At 61.9% G+C, this 24,807-nt stretch carries 21 protein-coding genes and 8 tRNA genes; 7 read left to right on the plus strand and 22 right to left on the minus strand.

The genetic code is table 11. The features are described 5' to 3' along the window. Window positions 1-15 precede the first annotated feature (15 nt). Window positions 16-1,167, minus strand: a complete 1,152-nt coding sequence (locus tag YQ44_RS17285; RefSeq protein WP_071326577.1) for an MFS transporter — start codon at window positions 1,165-1,167, stop codon at window positions 16-18. A gap of 235 nt (window positions 1,168-1,402) precedes the next feature. On the opposite strand from YQ44_RS17285, the gene YQ44_RS17290 reads away from it, so the two are divergent. After that, window positions 1,403-2,230 carry an AraC family transcriptional regulator gene (locus tag YQ44_RS17290; RefSeq protein ID WP_071324444.1) on the plus strand — a complete coding sequence of 276 codons (828 nt, stop codon included), beginning with the start codon at window positions 1,403-1,405 and terminating at the stop codon, window positions 2,228-2,230. Between the two features lie 80 nt (window positions 2,231-2,310). On the opposite strand, the gene aqpZ is transcribed toward YQ44_RS17290, so the two are convergent. The 18 genes from aqpZ to YQ44_RS17385 form a co-directional block, all read right to left on the minus strand. Beyond that, window positions 2,311-3,000: an aquaporin Z gene (gene aqpZ / locus YQ44_RS17295; RefSeq protein ID WP_071324445.1), complete on the minus strand. Its 690-nt coding sequence runs from the start codon at window positions 2,998-3,000 to the stop codon at window positions 2,311-2,313. A gap of 203 nt (window positions 3,001-3,203) precedes the next feature. Beyond that, window positions 3,204-3,617, minus strand: coding sequence for a GNAT family N-acetyltransferase (locus tag YQ44_RS17300; RefSeq protein WP_232250929.1), 414 nt, complete (start codon window positions 3,615-3,617; stop codon window positions 3,204-3,206). An 11-nt stretch (window positions 3,618-3,628) separates the two neighbouring features. Next, window positions 3,629-4,087, minus strand: a complete 459-nt coding sequence (locus YQ44_RS17305) for an Ivy family c-type lysozyme inhibitor (RefSeq protein WP_071324447.1) — start codon at window positions 4,085-4,087, stop codon at window positions 3,629-3,631. A gap of 69 nt (window positions 4,088-4,156) precedes the next feature. After that, on the minus strand, window positions 4,157-4,567 hold the full coding sequence (locus YQ44_RS17310; protein WP_156894893.1) for a hypothetical protein: 411 nt from the start codon (window positions 4,565-4,567) through the stop codon (window positions 4,157-4,159). Between the two features lie 34 nt (window positions 4,568-4,601). After that, window positions 4,602-5,783 carry an amidase family protein gene (locus YQ44_RS17315; RefSeq protein ID WP_232250930.1) on the minus strand — a complete coding sequence of 394 codons (1,182 nt, stop codon included), beginning with the start codon at window positions 5,781-5,783 and terminating at the stop codon, window positions 4,602-4,604. 207 nt (window positions 5,784-5,990) lie between these two features. Further along, window positions 5,991-6,566, minus strand: coding sequence for an elongation factor P (locus tag YQ44_RS17320; RefSeq protein WP_034778059.1), 576 nt, complete (start codon window positions 6,564-6,566; stop codon window positions 5,991-5,993). A gap of 135 nt (window positions 6,567-6,701) precedes the next feature. Beyond that, complete coding sequence (gene earP / locus YQ44_RS17325; protein WP_071324449.1) at window positions 6,702-7,871, minus strand: elongation factor P maturation arginine rhamnosyltransferase EarP; 1,170 nt, start codon at window positions 7,869-7,871, stop codon at window positions 6,702-6,704. A 97-nt stretch (window positions 7,872-7,968) separates the two neighbouring features. After that, window positions 7,969-8,044, minus strand: a tRNA-Glu gene (locus tag YQ44_RS17330). Between the two features lie 77 nt (window positions 8,045-8,121). Next, window positions 8,122-8,197 (minus strand) — tRNA-Glu (locus YQ44_RS17335). 122 nt (window positions 8,198-8,319) lie between these two features. Beyond that, window positions 8,320-8,395 (minus strand) — tRNA-Glu (locus tag YQ44_RS17340). Between the two features lie 242 nt (window positions 8,396-8,637). Then, entirely contained in the window at window positions 8,638-9,714 is a 1,077-nt protein-coding gene (locus tag YQ44_RS17345; RefSeq protein WP_071324450.1) for a DUF5694 domain-containing protein, read from the minus strand. Between the two features lie 1,065 nt (window positions 9,715-10,779). Further along, window positions 10,780-10,855 (minus strand) — tRNA-Ala (locus YQ44_RS17355). A gap of 49 nt (window positions 10,856-10,904) precedes the next feature. Continuing rightward, window positions 10,905-10,980, minus strand: a tRNA-Glu gene (locus YQ44_RS17360). 51 nt (window positions 10,981-11,031) lie between these two features. Continuing rightward, window positions 11,032-11,107: transfer RNA gene (locus YQ44_RS17365), tRNA-Ala, on the minus strand. Between the two features lie 134 nt (window positions 11,108-11,241). Then, a tRNA-Glu gene (locus YQ44_RS17370) sits at window positions 11,242-11,317 on the minus strand. Between the two features lie 67 nt (window positions 11,318-11,384). Next, window positions 11,385-11,460 (minus strand) — tRNA-Ala (locus tag YQ44_RS17375). Window positions 11,461-11,584: 124 nt separating this feature from the next. Continuing rightward, window positions 11,585-12,991 carry a glutamate--tRNA ligase gene (gltX, locus tag YQ44_RS17380; RefSeq protein WP_071324451.1) on the minus strand — a complete coding sequence of 469 codons (1,407 nt, stop codon included), beginning with the start codon at window positions 12,989-12,991 and terminating at the stop codon, window positions 11,585-11,587. Window positions 12,992-13,061: 70 nt separating this feature from the next. Beyond that, entirely contained in the window at window positions 13,062-13,973 is a 912-nt protein-coding gene (locus tag YQ44_RS17385; RefSeq protein ID WP_071324452.1) for a LysR family transcriptional regulator, read from the minus strand. A 101-nt stretch (window positions 13,974-14,074) separates the two neighbouring features. Between YQ44_RS17385 and lysA the strand changes: the two genes are divergently transcribed. Both lysA and YQ44_RS17395 read left to right on the plus strand, forming a co-directional pair. Then, window positions 14,075-15,319, plus strand: a complete 1,245-nt coding sequence (gene lysA, locus YQ44_RS17390) for a diaminopimelate decarboxylase (protein WP_071324453.1) — start codon at window positions 14,075-14,077, stop codon at window positions 15,317-15,319. A 62-nt stretch (window positions 15,320-15,381) separates the two neighbouring features. Then, window positions 15,382-16,947: a phospholipase D family protein gene (locus tag YQ44_RS17395; protein ID WP_198043745.1), complete on the plus strand. Its 1,566-nt coding sequence runs from the start codon at window positions 15,382-15,384 to the stop codon at window positions 16,945-16,947. 231 nt (window positions 16,948-17,178) lie between these two features. Here the strand turns inward: YQ44_RS17395 and YQ44_RS17400 are convergent, their stop codons facing one another. The 3 genes from YQ44_RS17400 to apbC form a co-directional block, all read right to left on the minus strand. Further along, window positions 17,179-18,864 (minus strand): alkaline phosphatase family protein, encoded by a 1,686-nt coding sequence (locus YQ44_RS17400; protein ID WP_071324454.1) that lies wholly within the window; start codon window positions 18,862-18,864, stop codon window positions 17,179-17,181. A 164-nt stretch (window positions 18,865-19,028) separates the two neighbouring features. Further along, window positions 19,029-19,436 (minus strand): DUF4399 domain-containing protein, encoded by a 408-nt coding sequence (locus tag YQ44_RS17405; protein ID WP_071324455.1) that lies wholly within the window; start codon window positions 19,434-19,436, stop codon window positions 19,029-19,031. Between the two features lie 219 nt (window positions 19,437-19,655). Beyond that, on the minus strand, window positions 19,656-20,744 hold the full coding sequence (gene apbC / locus YQ44_RS17410; RefSeq protein ID WP_071324456.1) for an iron-sulfur cluster carrier protein ApbC: 1,089 nt from the start codon (window positions 20,742-20,744) through the stop codon (window positions 19,656-19,658). Between the two features lie 147 nt (window positions 20,745-20,891). Here apbC and metG point away from each other — a divergent pair, with 147 nt between their 5' ends. The 4 genes from metG (at window position 20,892) to YQ44_RS17430 (ending at window position 24,801) form a co-directional block, all read left to right on the plus strand. Beyond that, window positions 20,892-23,045, plus strand: coding sequence for a methionine--tRNA ligase (gene metG, locus YQ44_RS17415; RefSeq protein ID WP_071324457.1), 2,154 nt, complete (start codon window positions 20,892-20,894; stop codon window positions 23,043-23,045). A 16-nt stretch (window positions 23,046-23,061) separates the two neighbouring features. Beyond that, window positions 23,062-23,541 carry a GNAT family N-acetyltransferase gene (locus tag YQ44_RS17420; protein WP_071324458.1) on the plus strand — a complete coding sequence of 160 codons (480 nt, stop codon included), beginning with the start codon at window positions 23,062-23,064 and terminating at the stop codon, window positions 23,539-23,541. Between the two features lie 106 nt (window positions 23,542-23,647). After that, on the plus strand, window positions 23,648-23,857 hold the full coding sequence (locus YQ44_RS17425) for a DUF3460 family protein (RefSeq protein ID WP_071324459.1): 210 nt from the start codon (window positions 23,648-23,650) through the stop codon (window positions 23,855-23,857). Window positions 23,858-23,874: 17 nt separating this feature from the next. Further along, the gene (locus YQ44_RS17430; protein WP_071324460.1) at window positions 23,875-24,801 is read left to right on the plus strand and encodes a segregation and condensation protein A; all 927 of its coding nucleotides are present in this window, start codon (window positions 23,875-23,877) and stop codon (window positions 24,799-24,801) included. The last annotated feature ends 6 nt before the right edge of the window (window positions 24,802-24,807 follow it).

The following is a 24,807-nucleotide window of genomic DNA, read 5'->3' on the forward strand; positions in this document are numbered from 1 at the left end:
GTCGGCGGCGCTGTCTTATTTTTTCGCCTGCTCGATATGCGGCAGCAGCACCGTCAGGATGCCCAGCAGCGGCAGGTAAGAGCAAATCTTGTAGACATAGGCGATGCCCGAGACGTCGGCCAGGTGGCCCATGGCGGCGGCCGCGATGCCGGACACGCCGAACATCAGGCCGAAGAAGATCCCCGCGATCATGCCCACCTTGCCCGGCACCAGTTCTTGCGCGAAAACGACGATGGCGGAAAACGCGGAGGAAATCACGAAACCGATGATCACCGTCAAGACGGCCGTCCAGAACAGGTCGACATATGGCAGCAACAGGGTAAATGGCGCCGCGCCCAGGATGGAAATCCAGATCACGCGCTTGCGGCCGATGCGGTCGCCGATGGGGCCGCCCATGAAGGTGCCCGCCGCCACGGCGGCGAGGAAGAGGAACAAATACAACTGGGCATCGCCGAGCGACAGGTGGAACTTGTCGATCAGGTAGAACGTGTAATAGCTCGACAGGCTGGCCATATAGATGTACTTCGAGAACACCAGCAGCGCCAGCACGCCCAGCGCACCCATCACCTTGTTGCGCGACAGGTTGGGCCCCTGGCCGCCCGCCTTCGGCTTGAAGCTGGCCAGGTGGCCGCTATACCAGTGGCTGACCTTGTACAGCACGCCGATGGCCAGCACGGCCAGCAGGCTGAACCAGGCGATATTGCCGTGGCCACGGTTCACGATGACGGCGGCCGCCAGCAGCGGGCCCAGCGCGGAGCCGACGTTGCCGCCCACCTGGAACAGCGACTGGGCAAAGCCGTAGCGCCCGCCGGAGGCCATGCGCGCCACGCGCGATGCTTCCGGGTGGAAAGTCGAGGAGCCGACGCCGATCAGGCCCGAGGCGATCAGCAGCGTCGGGAAGGTCGTGACGACGGACAGCATCAGCACGCCGGCGAGGGTAAAGCACATGCCAACAGGCAACAGGAATGGCAGCGGACGGCGGTCCGTGTACAAGCCGATCCAGGGCTGCAGCAGCGATGCCGTGCACTGGAACGTCAGGGTGATGAGGCCGACCTGGGTAAAACTGAGTGAAAACTCGGCTTTCAGCATCGGATAAATCGACGGCAATAATGCCTGGATCAGGTCATTGAGCAAATGCACGAAGGCGACGGCGCCCAGGATGTGCATGGCCAGGCCTGATTGTTGTTGGGAATTATGGAGCGCAGGGGCCGCCGGCATCGGCGTGGCCAATGTCGGGGCAGGTGTGGTTGTGTGCATGGTTCATCCGCAGTGATCGGGCCCGGCAGGCGGCCCGGCAAAGAAAGCAGTATAGTATGGTCGCTGGACTGATAACTTCCAATAATCGTCGCTTAAGTGACAACCCTGAGACACGCGCGGCGACCTGGCCGGCGACAGACAACACATGCATACCGACCACCCTGTCCTGGCCCAGCCGGACGGCATCCCATTCAGCCGCAGCACCAATGCGCACGACTACCAGCACGTGCCGCGCCCCGTGACGGCCATGTCCAAGCAATACGCGGCGGGCGACCATACGGCACCGCACAATCATGTGCGGGCCCAGCTGCTGTACGCCACCGAAGGCGTGATGCGCGTAACGGCCGAGCACGGCGTGTGGATATTGCCGCCGCGCCGCGCCCTGCTGATACCGGTCGGCGTCGTGCATGAAGTCCACATACTTAGCGAACTGAGCATGCGCACCGTGTACATCGATGCGCAGGTGGCCGCCCCGTTCGGCCCCGATTGCAAGGTGCTCGAGGTCAGCCGGCTGCTGCGCGAGCTGATCCTGGCGCTGCTGGCCGAGCCCGTCGAGTACGCGCTGGCGGGCCGCGGCGACTGGCTGGCGCACCTGATCCTGTCCGAACTGACCCTGGCCGACACCGTGCCGATTGCCATCCCCTGGCCGCGCGACCGGCGTCTGGTGGCCGTCTGTTCCGCCATCATGGCGGCGCCCGGCAGCCGGCGCAGCATCGAGGACTGGGCCCATGACGCGGGCGCCAGCGCGCGCACGCTGATCCGCCTGTTCCCCAAGGAAACGGGCTTGCATTACCGTCAATGGCTGCAGCAAGTCCACCTGGCCGAGGCCTTCTGCCGCCTGGACCGGGGCGAAGGCGTGGCCGCCATCGCCTATGCGCTCGGCTACGCCAGCCCCAGCGCCTTCAGCGCCATGTTCCGCCGCATCCTGGGGCGCACGCCGCAGCATTACCTGGGCGAATGGCGCGGCGCGTAGCTGGGCTTGGCGTGGCAAGGCCACGCGTAAGCCGACAAGCTGCGCTGGCTGTCGGCTTACGCCCTGCGGACTAAGCCGCCCTACTTCTTCTCGCCGGAAATCAGGCGGTAGGCCAGCGCACCGAGCAAGGCGCCGATGATAGGCGCCAGCCAGAACAGCCACAGCTGGCTCGTGGCCCAGTCGCCCACGTACAGCGCCACGCCCGTGCTGCGGGCCGGATTGACGGAGGTATTGGTGACGGGAATGCTGATCAGGTGAATCAGGGTCAGCGCCAGGCCGATCGGCAATGGCGCGAAGCCGGCCGGGGCGCGCTTGTCAGTGGCGCCGAGGATGACGATCAGGAAGAACATCGTCAGGACGATTTCGATGACGAGGGCCGACAGCATCGAATAGCCGCCCGGCGAATGGGCGCCGTAGCCGTTCGAGGCAAAGCCCTTGCTGACGTCGAAACCGGCCTGGCCGCTGGCGATCACGTACAGCACGCCGCCGGCCACGATGGCGCCCAGCACTTGCGCGATGATGTAGGGCAGCAATTGATTGGCGGGAAAGCGGCCACCGGCCCACAGGCCAATCGACACGGCGGGATTCAGGTGGCAACCCGAGATGTGGCCGATGGCGTAGGCCATCGTCAGCACCGTCAAGCCGAACGCCAGCGCCACGCCGGCAAAACCGATACCGAGGCCGGGGAAGGCGGCGGCCAGCACCGCACTGCCGCAGCCGCCCAGCACCAGCCAGAACGTACCGAGAAACTCGGCTCCATATTGTTTCATGATGTATTCCTTCAAAGTGACGAGAAAACGCGCTAGGGATGACCAACCGCACTTCAGTTCCGCCTCCGTTCGACCCGGATGGCCACAACGACAGCAGGCAACGCTCCACATCGAGCCGCAGAGCGCGCATAATGACACAACGTCATTATCAAGGCAACATTATTATGTATAATAATGTTAATGGTTCTCTTGACACATAAAGGCTATTTTGATAATTTTCCTCGCACCTCGCGGCGCATGTATTTGTGTGGCGCCGCCAGTGGCGCAAAGCCGAAGCCCGCATACAAGCCATGGGCGTCATCGGTGCCCAGCATCCAGGCAACATCGCGCAAACGTTCGTCATTGAGCACGGCAGCCACCAATTGCTTGCCATATCCCCTGCCCTGGCAGGCGGGCAGCACGAAAACGTCGCGCAAGTACGCAAAGTCCGTGCAATCGGTGATGACCCTGGCGAAGGCCACTTGCTGGCCATCCACATAGCCGCCGAAACACAGGGCGTTGTCGATGCCCTTGCGTACCGTTTCCAGCGCCACGCCGCGCTTCCAGTACGATTGCTCGCTCAGGTAGCGATGGATCATGGCGACATCGAGCTCGCCGCGGTCGGTGGAGATGCGCATGCTCGCCTTCATCAGTTCTTGATCAGCACGTCGGCTTCCGCGATGCTGGGTTCACCGAAGTACACGGTGCGTACGCCGCCCTTGTCGTCGCTGCCGATATACACGCCCGTCATGCTGCGCTGGGCCGGGTCATACAGGATGCTGTAGCGGTGACCGCAATTGTGCGGCTCGCAGACACTCGTCAGGAGGAGCGCCTTGCCATCGATTTCGATGGGCTTGAGCGGACTCGTCACGCCGTTCGGCACCCAGCGTTGCTTTTTCAGCCCGGCCCTCTTCAAGCCCACATTGAAGGCGGTGCGAAATGCGTAGTCCGCCTTGTAGACCTCAGGGAAATACGGGCAAGCCGAGCTGCCGTCGCAGCTCTGCGCCTGCTCGATCAGCGACAGTTTGGGCGTGCGCGCCTGCGCCGGCATGACGGCCAGCGCCATGGCAGCGCTGACGAACAGGGGGACTAGCGAACGTGCGTGCATGAAATCTCCTGAAAGCAACAAATAATGCGCACAGCATAGCAGAATGGCATGTTTACCCCTGGCACGGCATCACGGCGAGCAGCGGATGCCGACCACGCCGTTGACCTTGCCTTCCGGCCAGTCCGTCTCGCGCCAGCGGTACACGCCGGGGGCGACGAAGATCAGTTGCCACTCCACCAGCTTGCCATTCGCATTCGTGCGGGTTTCATTGTCGTAGCGCAAAGTCAGGCTGCGTTCCGTTTCCGCCATCACCGTCGCGGCAAAGCGGTTGGTCTCGCCCAGCTTGCTTTTCCAGGTGCGGTCATTGAAGATCGCCAGCCGCTGATGATCATCAGACAACTGCATGCGCGTAAAGTGCCGTGCTTCTTCGCACACGCTATTCGTATTGAAGCTGTCGGACCAGCTGCCCGACAATTGCGTGACATCGAACGGTACGGGAGCGGCAGTCACGGCCGCGCTCAGCAGCAAAGTTGCAAGCATAGGAGGTCAATAGAGAACGAAAAGAAAGGATAAATCATGGCAGGCGCAGCGCCAGGGTAATGCTGGACGGCAACGCAGGCGTACGCCGGTGCAAGGTCGCCTGTTCATACGCATAGGCCATGGCGATCAGCTGTGCCTCGGCATGCAAGGCCCCGATGAAAGACAGGCCGACCGGCAAGCCGCGCACGGCGCCGGCCGGTACCGTGATCTGCGGCTGGATGGCATGCGCCGGCGGCACGGCGTGGCACGTGGGGCCCACCAGCGCATCGAGCGCCTGCGCGCGCAGCAATTCTTCGAGGGCGCCCGGCACGGAGGCCGGCGGCAGTTCAACCAGTTCGGCGCCCTGCCCGCGCAATACCTGCAGCGCCTGCTCGATCACGGCATCGGTCGCGGCGCAGCGGCCAAACAGGCCGCGCGCCACGCCGATGCGGCGCCCGTGCAGGCCAGCAACATCCAGCGCTGCGCCATGGGTCGCCGTATCGCCGCACAGGGCGGCCAGCAGCCAGGCCGCCTCGCGCACGCTGGGCGCCATCGGACCTGCCGCGGCCGGTTCGCCCGCCTGCCCGGCGGCTGCCCTGCCCGTCGGCTGGATGGCGACCAGGCCGCACGTGGAGGCGGGCGCGACGATGGAGCCGTCCGCCTCGCTGTCGACGGCCAGGATGGTCAGGCCCGCCCAGCTGGCACTCGCATGCGGCACGCTGACGGCGGCCCACTGGCGCAAATTGCTCTTGCCGATGATGACGGCGCCGGCCGCGCGCAAACGGGCGGCGACGAAGGAATCGCAGCGCGCATGCGTGGCCGCCGGCGCCTGCGTGCGCGTCGTCATGCGGTCGCCCGTGGCGATATTGTCGCGCAAGACGACGGGGATGCCGTGCAAGGGGCCGCGCACCTTGTGCCCTTGCCGCTCGCGGTCCATTTCCAGGGCAATTTTCAAGGCGTCGGGATTGATTTCAATGCCGGGATAGGCGCGCGCGCCGATGCTGCACAGCGAACGGATGCGCGCCAGGTACTGCGACGTCAGCGCATGCGAACTGAGCTTGCCGGCCTGCATCATCTGCTGCTGCGGCAAGACCCCGGCATCGAGCAAATGGGCCATGGGGCTGGCTGGCGCCGTGGCGCGGGCCAGCACGGGACGCGAGGCGCGTGCCGGAACAGCCGTCACGGCAGGCGTCGCGCCCCGGGATGGGCCATTCCATAACAGGTGACTGCGCTGCATGCTATCTCCAGAGAACTTCAATGTTGCTAACGCAACAGTGTGCTTGCCATAGCATAGCAGTCCTGGCCAGCAAATAGTTGCGATAAGGAATTATTTTTTAAGCAAAAAAAAACGCCGCCCGAAGGCAGCGTTTCTTGATGATCGACAACTGGGGCAAGCCAGGCCGGCATTCGCCAGGCCCCGCATGCAACGCAGTATGACGCTCTCTTAGTTGCGTACGACACGCTTGTATTCGTTGGTACGGGTGTCGATTTCGATGACATCGTCTTGCGCAACGAACAGTGGCACTTGCACGGTGTGGCGGTGCGCGTCGATGGCGTTTTCGATCTTGGCTTCTTTCAGGACGTTGCCCGACGTATTGCCCTTGACTGCAGGCTCCGAGTACACCACTTGACGGGCGATGGTCGTAGGCAGTTCAACGGAGATGGCTTTGCCGTCGTAGAAAATGGCTTCGCATTCCATGCCATCTTTCAAGTAGTTCAGCGCTTCGCCCAGGTTTTCTTCTTCGATTTCGTACTGGTTGTACTCGGCGTCCATGAAGACGAACAGCGGATCGGCGAAGTAGGAGTACGTCACTGGCTTTTTATCCAGAACGACCACGTCGAACTTGTCGTCGCCGCGGAACACGTTTTCCATCGGGGTGTTCGTCAGAAGATTTTTCATCTTCCATTTGTAGGTGAAGCCCGTGCGGCTCGAACCGTTGACATCAGAACGCAACACGATCATTGGCTTGCTGTCGACCATGATGATATTGCCAACACGAATTTCTTTTGCGGGTTTCATAGGAATGTACGTAAAAAGTGGGTTGCATGAAGACCATCTGCCGCTTCGGAGCCATCAGCGCCGCAAGCTTGCGTTTGATCGGTTAAAAATACGTTAGAAATAACCGGGCATTTTACCTTAATTTTTGGCAAGCGCCTATCTCGTCGCACCGGCGAACGCCAGCAGGTTACTTGCCAGATCGCCATGGGCTTGCATCTGCCGCTGCCAGTCCTGCGCGCGCGCGCCGATGCGCGGCACATCGGCCTGCAATGCGGGCCACAGCGTCGCCCAGTCCAGCGCCTGCGCGCCGGCGCCATTCCAGGCCAGCGCCGCCTGCACCAGGCTGGCGATCGGCCCCTCGGCGTCGATCGCATAGCGCTGCAGGAATGCACGCAACTTGACGTGATGCAAGTTTTCATCTTGCAGGTAGATATGCCAGAGGAAGGGCTTGCCGGCCCATTGCGCGCGCACGAAGCTATCCTCGCCGCGCACCAGGTTGACGTCGCAAGCCCACAGCAGGCGGTCGTAATCGTCCTGCGGCACGAAGGGCAAGATGCGCACCGTCAGCGCGCCGCGCGTGCGGGCCGCGCCAGCGATAGCCGCATCGTCGCCGATAAAGGCTTGAACGGCATCGAACGCAACGCCTTCCGGCACCAGGCACACCACGGGCTCGCTTCCCGCCTGCCAGGCCGAAAACAGCTCGGCGACGGGGGCGGACGGGTAGCAGAACAGCGATACCTTCAAGGCGGCCATCTCTGCCGGCATCACGCCGAACTGCCCCAGGAATGCCGCCATGGCGCCCGCATCAGCCTGGAACGCCAGTTTTTTCTCGTCCAGCGCCGCCTCGCGCAGCAAGCCGCCCGTTTTATGCGTGAAGCCAGGAAAGAAGAAATGCTTGATCATGCCGTGGCGCGGCGAAGTCAGCGCGTGGCAGCCCTCGACCCACTCTTCCGCCGTCAAGCCTTCCAGGTTCAGCCACACCGGGTGCGGCGCACACTGCGCCATGGCGGCGATATAGCCGGGCGGAATGTCGCAGGCAAAAAACTCGATGACGATGTCGGCCACGTCGCCGGGCACAAACACGCCATCCTGGCCGCGCCAGTGCCGCACCGTCACGCCGGATGCCTGCTGCACTTCGGCGCGCACATCGATATCGGGGCAGATGCGCTTGAAACTGGACAAATCATCGACCCACAAGGTGACGGCCACGCCATGCTCGCCGCACAACTGCCGCGCCAGACGCCAGCAAATGCCGATATCGCCGTAGTTGTCGACGACTTTGCAGAAAATGGCCAGAGATGGCGCGCGATCGATAGGCAGTGGCATGAATAAGCGAAAAAATGAGAAACGTTGGCATGGCGGCGGAAAACAAAAAAGCCGCGCTGTTACCAGGCGGCTTTGTTGTTGGCTGATTCAGCCGGTCTGGCGTCCCCAAGGGGATTCGAACCCCTGTACTCACCGTGAAAGGGTGATGTCCTAGGCCTCTAGACGATGGGGACAGAAAATCTGTCCTGAATGCGCTGCTTTGCACCCGACCTGTTATTTACACTGCTACTTGCTTGACTACTTGCGAATCTGGCGTCCCCAAGGGGATTCGAACCCCTGTACTCACCGTGAAAGGGTGATGTCCTAGGCCTCTAGACGATGGGGACAGAAATCTGTCCTGAATGCAAAAAAGCATCCTGACCCGGTACGACAGCAATGCTGCAGAAACAAAAAAAGCCTGACTTGTCAGGCCCATTCAGCACTGCAATATTACTTTACAACTAAATCCTGGCGTCCCCAAGGGGATTCGAACCCCTGTACTCACCGTGAAAGGGTGATGTCCTAGGCCTCTAGACGATGGGGACCTGTGCTGGCTTTACTCTCAGCGGACTCTTCGTTGAAGGCTTTGCTTAGCCCCTCAAAAAAGCGTGCGCGAAGTTTAACACGAAGCGATTCACGAAATCAACTGCTGGCCTTCTTTTTTCCACCTTATTTGCATCATTCTCCCCTATGAGGACAGGATGATGGCAGGAAGATATGGAAAGCGCTGGCACGCCAGGCACGCAGGAAAAACCGCGCCAACCTTCTGGCGCGGCAAAAGCATTCCTTAGCGCAAGATATCGTCCGTACTGATGATGCGCACATCATGCATCTGGTCCAGATACGCCTCCAGGTAGCCCTTGTGGGATGCGCCGACGATGACCAGGGTGCGCATGCCCGGGCGCGCCGTCATGATTTCGCGGATATTCGATGCCATGCGCAAGTTACGCACCTCCCATGAGGCGACGTAGTTGCGACCATAATGCTGTGGCGACGGCTCTTCCAGCGCCGCACCAAAATCGCCACGGACTGCCAGATCCGCCTCTGCGCGTCCGTTATAGGCGCGATATACCGCCAGCACACCGGCCGGCGTAGTCATTTGCCCTTCAAACCCGGCGTGGATGCGCTTGCGCTCCGCCGAAAAGGGATTATCCCAAGCCGCCCTGATCGCCTTGGCATAAGCCTTCACATCGGCAACAGGCATATCGGCCGTGTGGTCATCCATGCCATACACCCGCTCGTGCCCACCCTTCGCCGCCAGCACGGCAGCAATCTGATAATCCTCGTTGCGCTCCTCCCGCAGGGAATTGAGCTGCGCGACCAAGGGCTCGCTCAAGCCGTCACCGGCGCGCCACTCTTCCACGGGCAGGCGCAGCCATTGCACCAGCGCCGATGCACGTTCGCCGCCAGCCAGGAACAGCGAGGCCAATGTACGCCGCTGCACGGCGGACGGCGCCGCCGGCCAGGCAGCCAGCAAACGCTGCGCCTGCGCCGTTGCCGCGACCACATCGAGTCCCGTGGCGGCCTGCGCGGCCGCAGTGTCATAGCAATAGCCTTTCGCCGTATCTTCATAACGTTGCGGATAAGCGCGCATGTAAGCGCACTGCAGGCCGGAAAGCGCCTCGATCGCAATCGCGTCCGGCCGCCAGTCCGCCAGGCGCTCATTGAGCAAGCTCAACTGAGCCAGGTCGAACGATTTCGGCAGTTGCGACAAATGGGGCGAGCCAAGCACCAGCACGTCATTGGTCGACCCCCTTTGCAACTTCAGCGCACCAGGATCGAATCGCGCCGCAGGCGACGCATCCGCTTGCGCGGGAATGTGAATAACGGCGGCAAGAAAAAAACTGGCAAATAAGCGGTGCATCCTGTCTCCTGAATGTGATGGTCCATTGTTAATCGCAGGCCATGATGAATTCAACCTGCCGGCCAACTTTAACCGCTCCGAAAGTCACTGTCAGTTATATCCCAGCAACCAACAGAAACAAAAAAGCCGCCCGAGGCGGCTTCAAATAAACCAACACACAAATTCTTTCGATTCAATATATCCCATGCATGCACGCTCGCATGCAAGACAAAATCTCCGAAGCAAATAAAAAACCGCCCGAAGCGACTTTGATTTTCGCTACCTGCTTTTGCGCTACTGGTGCAGAGGTGGAGGCAAGCGGGAGCCAAGCGCCAAACTCTTGCATGCCATGCCAGCGCGCTAACAGCTTAGCCCTATTCCCCTCAGGCGAAGAAATTACTCGCACAAATAAAAAAAGCCGCTCGAGGCGACTTTGATTTATTCACTACAATTGACTACCTGTTTCTGCGCTGTTGGTGGAGGCAAGCGGGAGCTAACCGCTGACCTCTTGCATGCCATGCAAGCACGCTAACAGCTTAGTCCTATTCCCCCGAGCGAATAAACGACCAGCACAAATAAAAAAAGCCGCTCGAGGCGACTTTGATTATCATGTGATTTCTGCGCTGTTGGTGGAGGCAAGCGGGAGCTAACCGCTGACCTCTTGCATGCCATGCCAGCGCGCTAACAGCTTAGTCCTATTCCCCCGAGCGAATAAACGACCAGCACAAATAAAAAAAGCCGCTCGAGGCGACTTTGATTATCATGTGATTTCTGCGCTGTTGGTGGAGGTAAGCGGGATCGAACCGCTGACCTCTTGCATGCCATGCAAGCGCGCTAACAGCTTAGTCCTATTCCCCCGAGCGAATAAACGACCAGCACAAATAAAAAAAGCCGCTCGAGGCGACTTTGATTATCATGTGATTTCTGCGCTGTTGGTGGAGGTAAGCGGGATCGAACCGCTGACCTCTTGCATGCCATGCAAGCGCGCTAACAGCTTAGTCCTATTCCCCCGAGCGAATAAACGACCAGCACAAATAAAAAAAGCCGCTCGAGGCGACTTTGATTATCATGTGATTTCTGCGCTGTTGGTGGAGGTAAGCGGGATCGAACCGCTGACCTCTTGCATGCCATGCAAGCGCTCTCCCAGCTGAGCTATACCCCCCGGGCGCAGAAACACTGCTACTTCTTTACTACCAAACACCAGACTGAACTGGCGTCCCCAAGGGGATTCGAACCCCTGTACTCACCGTGAAAGGGTGATGTCCTAGGCCTCTAGACGATGGGGACCTCGGTACTACATTTTTACTTCTACAATTTGTAGCCTTACTCCTGCGCTGTTGGTGGAGGTAAGCGGGATCGAACCGCTGACCTCTTGCATGCCATGCAAGCGCTCTCCCAGCTGAGCTATACCCCCCGGGCGCAGAAATAATAAAAGCCGCACTTGGCGACTTTGTTCCACTACTTGCTTTCCATCCAGGCTCCGCTTTTTACGGCCCCGAACTTACAACAATCAGTACAAACAACTGCCACTACTATAACACAACTACCTGGCGTCCCCAAGGGGATTCGAACCCCTGTACTCACCGTGAAAGGGTGATGTCCTAGGCCTCTAGACGATGGGGACCGCGGAACTTCCAAACAACATCTGCACCACTTCAACGACTAACAAAACCTGACTGCGATTTTGCTGCTGGTGGAGGTAAGCGGGATCGAACCGCTGACCTCTTGCATGCCATGCAAGCGCTCTCCCAGCTGAGCTATACCCCCGTTGGTGCAGAAACAAGAGTATAGCAAAGAAGTTTCACTCTGCAAATACCCTTTTTCGTCTATGAGCAACTTTTCATAGGGGCGGTTTCTGCGCTGCGTTTACACGTTCAATTCGGCGCGGCGATTACAGCCACTTTGCCAGGCGCGCCAGCACGGTGTCGCGGCCAAATACCACCACCACCTGGTCGATGGCCGGCGTCTGCAGCTGGCCCGTCAAGATCAGGCGCAAAGGCATGGCCAGCAGCGGCATCTTGATGCTGTTGGCGGCCAATACTTCCTTGATCATGGCCGCCACGGCTTCCTTGCTCCACTCCACCGTGGCGATGCGCTCGGCAAATTGCGCCAGCACGGGCTTGATGGCGTCCGTGATGTGCTGCGCCACCAGGTCGGCATCGGGCTGCGGCTCGCGGAAGAACAGCATCGAGGCGGCGGCCAGTTCGTTGACCGTGTTGGCGCGCTCCTTCATCATGCCCAGCACCAGCGCCAGATCCGGCGCACCTTCGAAGACGGCGCCCGCTTCCAGCATCTGCGGGCGGGCCAGGTCGGCCAGGCGCGCATTGTCGGCTTGCTTGATATAGTGGTTATTGAGCCACTTGAGCTTTTCCAGGTCGAACTGCGCGGCCGACTTGGTCAGGTGATCGAGGTTGAACCATGCGCAGAACTGCTCCACCGAGAACACTTCATCGTCGCCGTGGCTCCAGCCCAGGCGCGCCAGGTAGTTCAGCATCGACTCCGGCAGGAAGCCCTGCGCCGGGTAATCCATCACGCTGACGGCGTCGCGGCGCTTGGACATCTTCTGGCCGTCCGAACCCAAAATCATCGGCAGGTGGCCGTACAGCGGCAGCGGTGCGCCGATGGCGCGCAGGATGTTGATCTGGCGCGGCGTGTTGTTGACGTGGTCGTCGCCGCGCAGAACGTGCGTGATGCCCATGTCCCAGTCATCGACGGCGACGCAGAAGTTATACGTTGGCGTGCCGTCCGGACGCGCGATGACCAGGTCGTCCAGCTCGCGGTTCGAAATCGTGATCGTGCCCTTGACCACGTCATCCCAGCTGACGTCGCCGTCGAGCGGATTCTTGAAGCGCACGACGGGCTTGCGGTCCGCCGGCACGGCAGGCAGGGTCTTGCCCGGCTCCGGACGCCAGGTGCCGTCGTAGCGCGGCTTTTCGCCAGCGGCGCGCATGCGCTCGCGCATCGCTTCGACTTCATCCGGCGACGAGTAGCAATGGTAGGCCGTGCCTTCGGCCAGCATCTGCGCCACCACTTCGCGGTAGCGGTCCATGCGCTGCATCTGGTAGAACGGGCCTTCGTCGTGGTCCAGACCCAGCCACTGCATGCCTTCGATGATGGCTTGCACGGCTTCCGGCGTCGAACGCTCCACGTCCGTGTCTTCGATGCGCAGCACGAACGTGCCGCCGAAGTGACGGGCAAAGGCCCAGCTGTACAAGGCGGTGCGGGCGCCGCCCAGGTGCAGATAGCCGGTCGGGCTGGGAGCGAAACGGGTACGAACGGGAGTAGCGGTTGTGGTCATCGAAGTAATCAGGCTTGAATAAGTAAAACGCCATTTTACTCTGTTGACCGCCGCCGCTCCACAAGCGCGCTTACAGCTGCTGCAAGCGCCGCTTGACCTCCTCCGCCTGCGCACGCAGCGCCTGCTCGAACAGGGCGACCAGCTGCGACAGGGGCCGGTGCAGGGGCTTGACGATGTTCACGGTGAACGGCAGCGACACGCCGAAGCGGCGGATCTGCAACCCCTGCCCCGCATAGTCAAGCGCCGTCAGCGGATTGACGATGGCCAGCCCCACGCCTTCGCGCACCATGGCGCACACGGAGGCGGCGCTGTGCGTGTCGAGCGCCATGCGCCGCTCCACGCCAGCCTGCGCGAAGATGGCGTCGATCTGCTGGCGGTAGGGGTCGACGGCGGCCAGGCTGATGAAAGGCTGGCCGGCAAAATCGGCCGGCTGCAGCACGGCCTTGCCTGCGAGCGCATGGCCATCGGGCAGCACGCATACTTCATCGACGGACATCAGCACATCGAACACGGTACCGGGCGGCGCGCTGCCCACTTCCGTCAGGCCGATATCGTGGCGCTGCGCCGACAGCCACTCTTCCAGCAGCGGCGACTCCTGCGGCGTGATGCTGATGCTCACCTTGGGAAAATCGGCCACGAAGCGCTTGCACGCCTGCGGCAGCAGGGACTGGGAAAACACGGGCAGGCAGGCGATCGACAGCTGCCCCTGGTCGAACTGGCGCAAGGCCGCCGCCGTGCTGACGATGCGCTCCAGGCCGAAATACGCGCGCTGGACCTCCTCGAACAGCTGCAGCGCCTGGGCCGTCGGGCGCAGCCGCCCCCGCTCGCGCTCGAACAGGGTCAGGCCCGTCAAATGCTCGAGGCGCGCCAGCTCGCGGCTGACGGTGGGTTGCGAAGTGTGCAGCATGGCGGCGGCGGCCGTCACGCTGCCCGTCGTCATGATGGCGCGGAAGACTTCGATATGGCGCAAGGAGATAGTCATGGTCATATCATAAATGAATAAGGTAGCCTCAAATAGATATTTTATAGTCGAAGCACAATCGGCCATCATGCAGTCATCCCTCATTCCCCCGAAAGCACACGATGAAGCCCGTCCCCGACCAGACCCTCGCCCAACTCGCCCAGGAACACGGCACGCCCCTGTGGGTCTACGACGCGGCCACCATCCGCGCGCGCATCGCCCAGCTGGCGCAGTTCGACACGGTGCGCTTCGCGCAAAAGGCCAATTCGAATATTCACCTGCTGACATTGATGCGCGAAGCGGGCGTGCACGTGGACGCCGTCTCGCTGGGCGAGATCGAGCGCGCGCTGCAGGCGGGCTTTACGCCGGCGCAAACGAACGGCGCCGCCGGCCTGGTGTTCACCTGCGACCTGTTCGACCGCGCCACCCTGGCGCGCGTGGCGGCGACGAAGATCGAAGTCAATTGCGGCTCCGTCGACATGCTGCGCCAGCTGGGCCCAGTGTCGCCCGGCCACCGCGTCTGGCTGCGCATCAATCCCGGCTATGGCCATGGCCACAGCAACAAGACCAATACGGGCGGCGAAAACAGCAAGCACGGCATCTGGCACGAGGAACTGCAGGAAGCGCTGGCCGTCATCCGCGCCCATGGCCTGCACCTGGTGGGCCTGCACATGCATATCGGCTCCGGCGTCGACTACAGCCACCTGGAAACCGTCTGCGGCACCATGGTCGACCTGGTGAAAAACATGGGCCACGACATCGAAGCCATTTCCACGGGCGGCGGCCTGTCCGTGCCCTACCGCGAAGGCGAGCAGCCGGTCGACACGGACCACTACTTCCAGCTGTGGGATGCGGCGCGCAAGCAAATCGAGGCGCACCTGGGCCACGCCGTGCACCTGGAAATCGAACCAGGCCGCTTCCTCGTGGCCGACAGCGGCCTGCTGGTTGCCGAAGTGCGCGCCACCAAGCAAATGGGCGGCAACCATTTCACCTTGTTGGATACGGGCTTCAATGAGCTGATGCGCCCCGCCATGTACGGCAGCTACCATGAAATGTCGCTGATCGCGCATGACGGCCGCGCGCTCGATGCCAGCCCGGCATGCGCCACCGTCGTCGGCGGCCCCCTGTGCGAATCGGGCGACGTGTTTACGCAGCGCGACGGCGGCGTGGTGGAAACCCGTTTGCTGCCGGCAGCGCAGGTGGGCGACTATGTCGTCTTCGAAGGCGCGGGCGCGTATGGCGCGTCGATGTCGTCGAACTACAACAGCCGCCCGCACGCGGCGGAATACCTGGTCGACGGCGAGCAATCGCGCCTGATCCGCCGCCGCCAGACGGTGGCCGAGCTGATCGCGCTGGAACAGTTGTAAAACCCCGCCCCGTGCGGGCATGCGCATCTGCTAACATCGGGGCAACTCGATGAAAGCCCGCCATGCCCGCCACCACCCCCTTCCGCCGCCGCGCCTCCATGGCGCTGCTGCCCCTGCTGCTGTCCGCCTTCCTCGCCGGCTGCGCGTCGCTGCCTTCGCTGGACGGCCGCATCGCCTCCACTGTCATCACGGATACGCAACACACCCGGCTGGGCACGGCCATCGCGCCGCTGGCGGCGCAGCACCCTGGCGTATCGGGCATCTACCCGCTGGCCGACGGACGCGATGCGTTTGCCGCGCGCGCCCTGCTGGCCGCCGCGGCCCAGCGCAGCCTGGACGTGCAGTACTACATCTGGCACAAGGACATCACCGGCACGCTGCTGTTCGACGCCCTGCGCCAGGCGGCCGAACGGGGCGTGCGCGTGCGCCTGCTGCTCGACGATAACAACACTGCGGGGCTGGACCAGACCCTGACGATGCTGGGCAAGCAGCAGAATATCGAAATCCGCCTGTTCAATCCCTTCGTGCCCCGTTCGCCGCGCGCGCTGGCCTTTGTCACCGATTTTTCCCGCGTCAACCGGCGCATGCACAACAAATCGTTCACGGCCGATAACCAGGCCACCATCGTCGGCGGGCGCAATGTGGGCGACGAATACTTCGGCGCGGCCGGCGACGTGCTGTTCGCCGACCTCGACGTGCTGGCCGTCGGCCCCGTCGTCGACGACGTCTCGCGGGAATTCGACCGCTACTGGAACAGCGCCTCGGCCTATCCTGCGCAACTGCTGCTGACCAGGCCTGTCGAGGGTGACGCGGCCACCATCGCGGCCGAAGCGGACCGCATCGACGATACCCAGGCCGCCGAGGAATACGTGCAGGCGCTGCGCACTTCGCCCTTTGTCCGGCAGATGATGGAACGCACCCTGCCATTCGAATGGGCGCAGACGCGCATGGTCAGCGACGACCCGGCCAAGGTGCTGGACAAGGCCAGGCCAGGCACGGGCGTGGCGGAAAACCTGCAAAACCTGCTCGGCGTGCCGGAAAAGGAAGTGGACCTGATTTCGCCGTATTTCGTGCCTGGCAAGTCCGGCACCCAGGCCTTTGCCGACCTGGCGAAACAAGGCGTGGGCGTGCGCATCCTGACGAATGCGCTGGAAGCGACCGACGTGGCGGCCGTGCATGCCGGTTATGCGAAATGGAGAAAGCCGCTGCTGGAAGCGGGCGTGCTGCTGTATGAATCGCGCCGCTCGTGGGAACAGGGCGACGCGCGCGAACAGCCCGGGCGCTTCGGCAGTTCCGCGTCCAGCCTGCACGCGAAGACGTTTGCCGTCGACGACCGGCGCATCTTCGTCGGTTCCTTCAACTTCGACCCGCGCTCCATCGAACTGAACACGGAAATGGGCCTCGTCATCGACAGTCCCGCGCTGGCCCGCCAGCTGGGCCAGGCCATGCGCACCACGATACCGCAGCGCGCCTACCAGGTCATGCTCGGCGCCGACGGCGCCCTGTACTGGATCGCCCGCAGCGCCAACGGCAGCACCACGCGCTACGACACGGAACCCGGCACCAGCGTGTGGAAGCGCATGGGCGTGGCGATTCTGTCGGTGCTGCCGATAGACTGGCTGCTGTAAGTAGCCGGGTCAACAATGTGTCGGATTACGCGTGGCCTTGCCCCGCTAATCCGACCTACGCTCCTCGCAAGGTCCACGCAGGTCGGGTTAGCGCCACGCGCGTAACCCGACATGTGCAGTTGCCGGATTACGCGTGGCTGTGCCCCGCTGATCCGACCTACGTTCTTCGCAAGATCATCGTAGGTCGGGTTAGCGCAAAGCGCGTAAGCCGACAGGCGCGCAGACCTCCCTTTATCGCACCGCTTCCGTTAAAATCCGCCCTTCCGACGCCGACGGCTGGCGCACGCGCAGCAGATGGGCCAGGGTCGGGGCGATGTCGACCACTTCCGCATACTGGCCATAGGCGCCCGGCTTGATCCAGCGCGGGCCGTACACCATCAGTGGCACGTTGGTGTCATACGTGTACGGCGTGCCGTGCGAAGTACCGCCAACGCCCTTGCCGAAGTACCAGGCCGGCTTCGTCACCAACATCAGGTCGCCCGACAACTGGCGGTTCCAGGCGCGGCGCATCAGGGTATCCATGCGCGTGGCGACGGCGCCCGTTTCCATCTGCGTGCGCGTATAGACTTGCGCCAGGCCGTCCTGCTGCAGCAGGAAGCGGGCCGCCGCGTCTTCCAGCGCGGCGCGCTGGATGCCGCTCTTTTCCGCCAGCGCGTAATCGAGGTAGATATTCGGCAGCGACGACACGGTGACCAGCTTGTCCACGCCCAGGGTCGTGGCCAGGTGCTGGTTCAGCGCATCGACCAGTTTGGCGCCATCGATGCGCTTGGCCGAGAAGCCGCGCGTTTCGGCAAATTCCGGCACGTTGGCAAAGCCATGGTCGGCAGTCAACACCACCAGCACGTTATCCATGCCGACTTTTTTATCCAGGTCGGCAAAGAAGCCGGCCAGCATGCGGTCGAGGCGCTGCAGGTGGTCGTGCGACATCTTGCTTTCCGGCCCGTAGGCATGGTTCACGTAATCGTGCGCCGACAGGCTCACACCGAGGATATCGGGCACGCCGGCCGGATTGCGGCCCAGGTTCTCGCCATCGATGGCGGCGCGGGCGAATTCCAGGGTCAGCTCGTCGAGGAAGGGGCCGGACTTCAAGCGGCTGTAGTATTCGCCGTCGAGCTTGCCGCTGTCGCTGTAGTAGGCAAACGGGAAGGTGTTGCGCGTGCCCGGCTTGGCCGGCACAAGATCATCACGGGCGTCCCGCGCATAGGCCGAATCGGCCAGCAGCGGCGTCCAGCTCTTGCCGTAATAGCGGTCCTGCGGCCTGGCCGCCTGGTAGCGCTGCACCCATTGCGGATGCTGCTGCATATAGTAGGTGCTGCTGGCGAAGTTGCCCGTCTTTTCCATGTACATATAGGCCGTGCCCGTTTTCCCGGCCAGCAGGATGGCGCCGCGGTCCTTGCCGGATACGGTGACGACCTTGGCCTGGTCGCCCGTGGAATAGCGCAGTTCGTCGCCCAGGGTGCTCACGCGCAGCCTGGTCGGCGCCGTGCCGTCGTCGGGCTGCGTTTCTTCGCCGATGTAGTGGAAATTGCCGTCCTCGGTGCAGTACACGGATTTTTTCGTGACGGGATCGATCCAGTTATTGCCGATCACGCCATGCTGGTAAGGATAGGCGCCCGACAGCACGGCCGAGTGGCCGATGGCCGTCACCGTGATGCCGTGCGCCTGGTGCGCATCGCTGAACCAGGCGCCCTGCTCCAGCAGGCGGCGGAAACCGCCCTGGCCAAACTGGTCGCGGTAGCGCGTCACCTGCTCTTGCGGCAAGCCATCGACCACCAGCACCACCACCAGCTTCGGCTGCGCCACGGCGGCGGAAGCGGCAGGAGCGGCCTTGGCCGCATGCGCCTGGCACGCCGCCACGCTCGACATCAGCAGCAGCGCATGCGCCAGTTGCCGGGAAAGGGAAAAATGTTTCGTCATATCCGCTCGTTTATCAAAACACATTATAGGGATGCCATACGCTGGCCACCGGGCAGCATACGCAGACTATATGACGCAATGATGACAATAAGCAATACTATGAAAAAGGCCGGATTCCTGCGGGAGTCCGGCCTGTCGAGGTCTTGGGTGGAATGGCTTGGCGACTACTTGACCGTCACCTGGATGCTTTTGCTCAGCTCGGGGCCGTAGGACTGGTGCGCGCCGTTGGCGAACTGCATGGTGAGGGTGTACTGGCCTGGCGGCAGGGTGACATCCGTTTCCGTCTGTCCTTTGCCGAAATGCAAGTGCTTGTCGTCCATGGGAATCATCTCGCCCGCCTTCATCGCCCCCATATTGATCAGCAGATGATGGTGGCCCGTCTTGGCCGTCATGTCGCCGGCCGGCTTGACGGCCATGCCGCTGACGGCAAACTTGACCTTGAACGGGCTGCTCACCGTCGCGCCATCCGCGGGCTCGACGAACGAGACGGATTGCGCAAAGGCGCTGGCGGCCAGCAGGCTGCCAGCAATTACGGCTGCGGCTTGGCGCAGGAATGTCGTGTTCAAATGCATGATGTCTCCTCTTGTTTAGTAACAACACGGACTGCATGAAACCATATTCCTGCCGGTCGTGGCGCCGGGGAAGAGTGTATCCAATGGTGCCACGGTGGTCTTGAAAACCGTAGCGAGCAAGCTCAATATCGGGTTGAGTAACGCAACCGTACTTTAGTACGGTGAGTAACGCCGCCCCGAAAGTGAGCTGCGCAGTAGGTTTGCAAGACCACCCAGCCGCTAGTCGTTCTTGATGACGATGCTAGGGAACTTGCTGGTCATGTCCTTCGCCTTTTCCGCCACCTTGATCGCGATGGTGCGGGCGATCTGCTTGTAGATCACGGCGACGGGGCCTTCCGGCTCGGCCACCACGGTCGGCGTGCCGGAATCGGTCTGCTGGCGGATGGCCATGGTCAGCGGCAAGGCGCCGAGGAATTCCACGCCGAAGTCCGCGCACATCTTCGCGCCGCCGCCGGCACCGAAGATTTCTTCCGCATGGCCGCAGTTCGAGCAGATGTGCGTGCTCATGTTTTCCACCACGCCGAGGATGGGAATGCCGACTTTCTCGAACATTTTCAAACCCTTGCGCGCGTCCAGCAGCGCGATGTCCTGCGGCGTCGTGACGATGACGGCACCCGTGACGGGCACTTTCTGCGACAGGGTCAGCTGGATATCGCCCGTGCCTGGCGGCATGTCGACGATCAGGTAGTCGAGGTCGCGCCAGTTGGTCTGGTCCAGCAGCTGCTGCAGCGCCTGCGTGACCATGGGGCCGCGCCACACCATCGGCTCGTCCGGATCGATCATGAAGCCGATCGACGACACTTGCAGGCCGTGGTTTTCCATCGGCTCCATGCTCTTGCCGTCCAGGGTCTTCGGCTGGCCGCTGATGCCCAGCATCATCGGCTGTGACGGGCCATAGATATCGGCGTCCAGCATGCCGACGGTCGCGCCTTCGGCGGCCAGGGCCAGGGCCAGGTTGACGGCCGTCGTCGATTTGCCCACGCCGCCCTTGCCGGAAGCGACGGCGATGATGTTTTTCACGTTGCTCATCGGCTTCAAGCCGCGCTGCACCGTGTGCGAAATGATTTTCGACGACACGCCGACGCTGACATTGCCCACGCCCGGCAGCACGCGCAGGGCGGCCAGCACGGACTTGCGGATCAGGTCGATCTGGCTTTTCGCCGGATAGCCGAGTTCGATGTCGAGCGAGATATCGCTGCCATCGACCTTCAGATTCTTGACTGTTTTACTGGAAACGAAGTCTTTATTTGTATTTGGATCAATAACCTGCGCCAGTGCGGCTTTAACGTCTTCTACTGTGATGCTCATGACTATCTCCGTATGCAATACGCGCAGTCTAGCGCAAAATTGCATGGCGCGATGGAGACAAAAGCACTACTTGCCGGCGCTGCATCTGCTCATATTACGTTTCCGCTGTTAAAATGCCCTATTATCCATCCCAAAAGTGCATCAATCATGACTCGCAAGCTGTTCGTCACCACTGCCCTGCCTTACGCAAACGCCGCTTTTCACATTGGCCATATCATGGAATACATCCAGGCTGATATCTGGGTCCGGTTCCAGCGAATGCAACGCGATGGCGCGGCCGGCCGTGAAGTGCACTTTGTGGGCGCCGACGATACGCATGGCACGCCCATCATGATCGCCGCCGAAAAGGAAGGCATCACGCCGCAGCAATTCGTCGCCAACATCGCCGCCGGCCGCGCCCAGTACCTGGACGGCTTCCATATCGCCTTCGATAACTGGTATTCGACCGACTCGCCGGAAAACGTCGACCTGTCGCAATCGATCTACCGCAAGCTGCGCGATACGGGCCTGATCGTCACGAAAACCGTCGACCGCTTCTTCGATCCGGTCAAAGGCATGTTCCTGGCCGACCGCAACATCAAGGGCGAATGCCCGAAATGCGGCGCCAAGAACCAGTACGGCGACAATTGCGAAGTGTGCGGCGCGGCCTACCAGCCGACCGACCTGGTCAATCCGTTCTCCGTGTTTACCAATGCGACGCCCGTGATGAAGCCGTCGGAACAGTACTTCTTCAAGCTGTCCGATCCGCGCTGCTTCGAATTCCTCAAGGATTGGCTCAACACGCCAGGCCGCTTGCAGCCTGAAATGGTCAACAAGGTCAGCGAGTGGCTGGGCGAGGCGGGCGAAAAGCTGGCCGACTGGGATATCTCGCGCGATGCGCCCTACTTCGGCATCCCGATTCCCGATGCGCCGGGCAAGTTCTTCTATGTGTGGATGGACGCGCCGGTCGGCTACCTGGCCAGCCTGAAAAACTATTGCGACAAGAAAGGCCTCGATTTCGACGCCTTGCTGAACGATCCGGCCACGGAACAGATCCACTTCATCGGCAAGGACATCGTTTCCTTCCACCTGCTGTTCTGGCCCGCCATGCTGAAATTCGCCGGCCACCCGGTGATCGACAAACTGAAAGTCAATGTCCACGGCTTCCTGACGGTCAATAACGAAAAAATGTCGAAGTCGCGCGGCACCGGCATCTCGCCGCTGCGCTACCTGGACCTGGGCATGAACCCGGAATGGCTGCGCTACTACATCGCCTTCAAGCTGAACTCGAAAGTGGAAGACCTGGACTTCAACGGCGACGACTTCGTGGCCCGCGTGAACAGCGACCTGATCGGCAAGTACGTGAACATCGCCAGCCGCTGCGCCGGCTTCATTGCCAAGAAGTTCGACGGCAAGCTGGCCACCGCCCTGTCGCCGACGGCCCAGGGCTACATCTGGCGCGCGCTCACGTACAAGGTGCAGTCCGGCGACGAAGTGCTGAACAAGGAACGCCAGGCCAGCATCGCCCAGCACTTTGAAAACCGCGAATTCGGCAAGGCCTTGCGCGAAATCATGGAAATCGCCGACATCACCAACCAGTATGTCGATGAAAACAAGCCGTGGATCCTGGCCAAGGATGCGGAGAAGACGGCCGAGCTGCACGAAGTGTGCACCACGGCCCTGATCCTGTTCCGCCAGCTGACGATCCTGCTGTCGCCGGTGCTGCCGGGCGTGGCAAAGAACGTGGCCGGCTTCCTCAACGACGAGCAATTCACCTGGGCCGACACGCAAGTCGACGCCGTCTCGACCAGCATGCTGGGCCGCACCATCGGCACCTATAACCACCTGATGACGCGCATGGATGCAAAGATGATCGAAGCGCTGTTTGACGCGCCGCAAGCGGCAGCCGCCGCGCCCGCCATCGAAGCAGCAGGCGATGCCGCCGCAGCCGCTCCTGCCACGGCGATCGAGGAACTGGCGCCGGAAATCAAGATCGACGACTTCCTCAAAGTCGACCTGCGCATCGCGAAGATCGTCAACTGCGAACTGGTCGATGGCTCGGACAAGCTGCTGCGCCTGACCCTGGACGCGGGCGAAGGCCGCCTGCGCAATGTGTTCTCGGGCATCCGCTCGGCCTACCAGCCGGAAGAGCTGGTCGGCAAGCTGACGGTGCTGGTGGCCAACCTGGCGCCGCGCAAGATGAAGTTCGGCATATCCGAAGGCATGGTCATGGCGGCCTCCGCCGCCGACGAGAAGGCGAATCCGGGCATCTACATCCTGAACCCGTGGCCAGGCGCCGAACCTGGCATGCGCATCCGCTAAGCCCCAAGGAACGATGATGAATATCGTGGTGCGCGAAGCAACAAATGCCGATGCACAACTGATCGCCGAGCTGACCCGCGCTGCGTGGGCCGGCAAGGTGGCCGCTTCTTCCAGCGGACACCACGAGACGGCGCAGCAAGTGGAAGAGCAGCTGCGCCACGGCGGCGGCTTCCTGTTGCTGATCGACGACGTCCCGGCCGGTTCGCTGCGCTGGATGCCGCTCGACAGCGATCCCGCCATCTGGAAGATTTCGCGCATGGGCGTGCTGCCCGCCTACCGGGGCAGCCACGTCTCGCAGCACTTGCTCGAAGCCATCATTCATCACGGACTGTCGTGCCAGGCCGAGGAATTGCGTCTGGCCGTGCGCCGCGACCAGCGCAAGCTGATCGATTTTTATGCGGCCTTCGAATTCGACCTGGCCGAGGAACTGGAATATTCGCACGCCAACCCCGCCGAACCGGCGCCGATGGTGATGCGGCGCTTGCTGCGTTATTGATTTTTAGCATTTTCGCCCCGGCTTGCCGATAAGACAACCCGCCGCCGCACGCGGCACGGTAAAATACGGCCGGCTGACCTTACTTACCAGACACTCAGAAGAGAATATGAAACTGCCTGCAAAACACAACAACTATGTTTCCGACCACACCCTGTTCATCGCCGAACTGAAGGCCAAGAACCCTGGCATGGAAGCGGGCCAGCAAGCGGGCCGCGCCTTGCTGTGGGACAAGCCATCCGTCAGCCTCGATGAGCAGGAACGCCAGATGGCGTCGGCCATCAAGCAACAGGCTTACGTTTACCAGAACAAGAACTAAGAGCCGGAACCGGCACGATGTTGCCTGAAGAGTCGGCGAGCACGCCCGGGCTGGATGCACCGGACGCGAGCGCAGTCATCGAGTCGCCCGAACCCGTCGCTAGCGGCGACGGCGGCGGCGACCCTGCAACATCTGCAACAACGGACGCGGCGCCCGCCGCCGATCCACTGGGCATCGCCCGCCTGTATGGCGAGCCCATGCTGCGCATGCCCACGGACCTGTACATTCCGCCGGATGCGCTGGAAATCTTCCTCGAAGCCTTCGAAGGCCCGCTCGACTTGCTGCTCTACCTGATCCGCAAGCAAAACTTCAACATTCTCGACATTCCGATGGCGCAGGTGACCCTGCAATACCTGAAGTACGTCGACCAGATCCGCGTGCGCAACCTGGAACTGGCCGCCGAGTATCTGTTGATGGCTGCCATGTTGATCGAGATCAAGTCGCGCATGCTTTTGCCCTCGCGCAAAAGCGACGTCGAGGAAGATGGCGGCGATCCCCGTGCCGAACTGGTGCGCCGCCTGCTCGAATACGAACAGATCAAGCTGGCCGCCTACGACCTGAATGCCATTCCCCAGTTCGAACGCGATTTCGTGCGCACGCAGATCTTCATCGAACAAAGCCTGACACCCACCTGGCCCGACGTCGAGCCGGTGGACTTGCAGCAGGCGTGGCTCGACGTGCTGAAACGCGCCAAGCTGACCCAGCATCACCGCATCAGCCGCCAGGAACTGTCCGTGCGCGAGCATATGTCGAGCATCCTGCGCCATTTGCAATCGTCGCGCTTCGTCGAATTCAGCGAGCTGTTCGACATTGCCGGCGGCGTGCCCGTGGTGGTGGTCAACTTCGTGGCCCTGCTGGAACTGGCCAAGGAAACCCTGATCGAAATCACGCAAGCCGAACCGTTTGCCCCCATCTACGTCCGGCTGGCTTATTCGCCCGCCTGATACCCT

It is taken from the genome of Janthinobacterium sp. 1_2014MBL_MicDiv (assembly GCF_001865675.1).
In the GTDB taxonomy this organism is placed as follows: domain Bacteria; phylum Pseudomonadota; class Gammaproteobacteria; order Burkholderiales; family Burkholderiaceae_D; genus Janthinobacterium.